This window comes from Rhizobium sp. SEMIA 4085 (genome assembly GCF_013004495.1).
In the GTDB taxonomy this organism is placed as follows: domain Bacteria; phylum Pseudomonadota; class Alphaproteobacteria; order Rhizobiales; family Rhizobiaceae; genus Rhizobium; species Rhizobium gallicum.
On sequence record NZ_JABEPH010000594.1, the window covers coordinates 1 to 2,191 of the forward strand.

Below are 2,191 nucleotides of genomic sequence, written 5' to 3' on the forward strand. Positions count from 1 at the left end.
GGCGTAAGATGTGTATAAGAGGCGGGCATGATACGGCGCAAGCCGCACCTGGCGCAGTATGCGGGCGGTGTTTCGGGCGGACCCCACAATCCACTGGGTGCCGCTGCCCTTTATCTCTACAGGGGCGGACAGGACACCCTGTTTCGGCTGCATGGAACGAACGAGCCGTGGTTGATAGGGCAGGCGGTTTCCAATGGATGCATCCGCTTGACCAATGAGGACATCGTCGACCTCTACAGCAGGGCTCCGGTGGGAACGCCAGTATTGGTCATATGATGCTTACATTTTGCATCGATAACGCCACGGTCTGTTAGGCATTATGAGGCGCCCGGGGCCGCGCAGAGGCAAGGTGTGTCCTTTCTGCACTTGGCTTAGGCGTATTTTGCGGCTATTAGTAGAAGCGTTGCCTTCGATAACCTATTCCGTGCTAAGGAGAGGACTACTGATGAGCAGAATTCTGATCATGTGCCTAGTTGCGTTGTTTTCCGTTGCAAGCCTGAGCGCTTGCGGGTCGATCGGTAAGGGCAAGGGGAAGGCCCCGCCGCCCGTAGCGGAAACGGCACCGGCACCGGTATATAAGTAGCAACTAACTGTTGCTGAATGGGAGGGGGCATTCGTGGCCCTTCCCCACATCGTGCAGTCCGGGCTGGACCTGCCTTACAGCTTGCAGCGCAAAGATTGGCGTCAAGCGGGGCATGTGTCGATGCTCACTCGATACCGGGAGATGAAGTGTAGCGATGACGCTTGCAAAGGGCCGTCTATCACTTGTAATTCTATTCGCTCTCGCGCTCACATCATGCCAGACAGAAGACAAGCCACCGCAACCGCGATTCGTTTCGGATGCGCGAGGGGAGTCTGTTGGCGAATCATCCCAAAAAAGAGATGGCCAGTACTTTATCGAATTCCGCTCGCGCTACGCGCTGAGCTACGGCCACACCTACGTGATTTTCGGGCGGTTGAACAAAGCTGGCGGGATGGTCAATCCGGAGGTCGCGGGGCTTGCTCCTGCGACCAATGAAACAGCCCCCTATGTTCTCGGCCACTTCGTGCCCGTGCCGGCCGAAACCGGGGCCAGTGACGGCGACCTGGAGGAGGCCTACAGGTCGGCAAGCTGGCGCGTCCTGCTCACTCCATCGGAATACAACGAAACCGTTGCCTTCATACGCAAGCTTAAGGCAAAAACAAAGTTTTGGCAGGCTTCGGTTTATAACTGTAACGCTTTCGTAGCAGAAATCGCTCGCTCGATGGGCTATAAGGCGCCCAGCATCTGGCTCCGCCCGCAACAATTCGTGACGCAGCTTCGAGAAATGAATACCTAAATGCGAGGCGCGCAGCTGCTATACCGCTTCTCCATCCAGTCGGTTGCAGGACGCAGAAGGGCTCTGGAGACTTAAATTGAGCATAGCTGTTGTCGGCAAGATCCTGTGGGTGCTCGGCGTCGTTGCCTGGTATATCATCCGCTATCCCTTCGAGCGCCGCGCCAAGCGCGTGCGTGTCGTCAGTCACCGCCGTTCTCGTACCGAGACGATCGGGCTTGCGTCGGCGCTGCTCGGACTTGCGATCGTGCCGGGGTTCTATGTCGCCACCGGCATGCCGCAAGCAGCCGATTATCCGGCCCGCGCCTGGGCGGTTGCCCTCGGGGTGGTGCTCTTTGCCGCCGCCATGTGGGTCTTTCGCAGAACCCACAAGGAACTCGGCCGCAACTGGTCCATCACGTTGGAGATTCGCGACCAGCATCAGCTGATTTGCAGCGGCCCCTACGCTTTCGTTCGCCATCCCATGTACACGTCTTTCCTGCTGATGGGCCTCGGCCAGGCCTTTCTGCTGTCGAACTGGATCGTGGGGCTTGCTGGTCTGATCGGCTTCGCAATCCTCTTTTTTCTCCGGGTGGACAAGGAAGAGCGTATGATGCTGGAAATTTTCGGCGCGCAATATCGCGCCTATATGGACAGGACCAAGCGAATTATTCCCTATCTTTATTAAGGAGGCATGATGCGAGGCCGGACCATCAAGCTTTCGGCGGCACGGCGCCTTGTCGGGGATCTGATGCGGTTCTCGATCGGAGTGCCGCGGGTCACTGTGCAGCGGCAGATGAACCGCGGCGCGCGTCAGAAGGCCAGAATGTCGCAGTCAAGCAGTCCCTACTGGACCGTAATCTTCTTGAAGGGGAACGCGCTTGTCTCGCAGGGAA

The 2,191-nt window shown here is 57.9% G+C and carries 3 protein-coding genes and 2 pseudogenes; all 5 read left to right on the forward strand.

Features of this window, described 5'->3' with window-relative positions; genetic code table 11:
* Nucleotides 1-27 precede the first annotated feature (27 nt).
* Nucleotides 28-276, forward strand: a pseudogene (locus tag C9413_RS31415) (L,D-transpeptidase); the annotation flags it as partial.
* Between the two features lie 169 nt (nucleotides 277-445).
* The gene (locus C9413_RS34045) at nucleotides 446-583 is read left to right on the forward strand and encodes an ABC transporter (protein WP_074060058.1); all 138 of its coding nucleotides are present in this window, start codon (nucleotides 446-448) and stop codon (nucleotides 581-583) included.
* Nucleotides 584-737: 154 nt separating this feature from the next.
* Nucleotides 738-1,319: a hypothetical protein gene (locus tag C9413_RS31420; protein WP_039843813.1), complete on the forward strand. Its 582-nt coding sequence runs from the start codon at nucleotides 738-740 to the stop codon at nucleotides 1,317-1,319.
* Nucleotides 1,320-1,395: 76 nt separating this feature from the next.
* On the forward strand, nucleotides 1,396-1,983 hold the full coding sequence (locus C9413_RS31425; protein ID WP_039843814.1) for a protein-S-isoprenylcysteine O-methyltransferase: 588 nt from the start codon (nucleotides 1,396-1,398) through the stop codon (nucleotides 1,981-1,983).
* Nucleotides 1,984-1,992: 9 nt separating this feature from the next.
* Nucleotides 1,993-2,191: pseudogene (locus C9413_RS32930) on the forward strand (hypothetical protein); the annotation flags it as partial.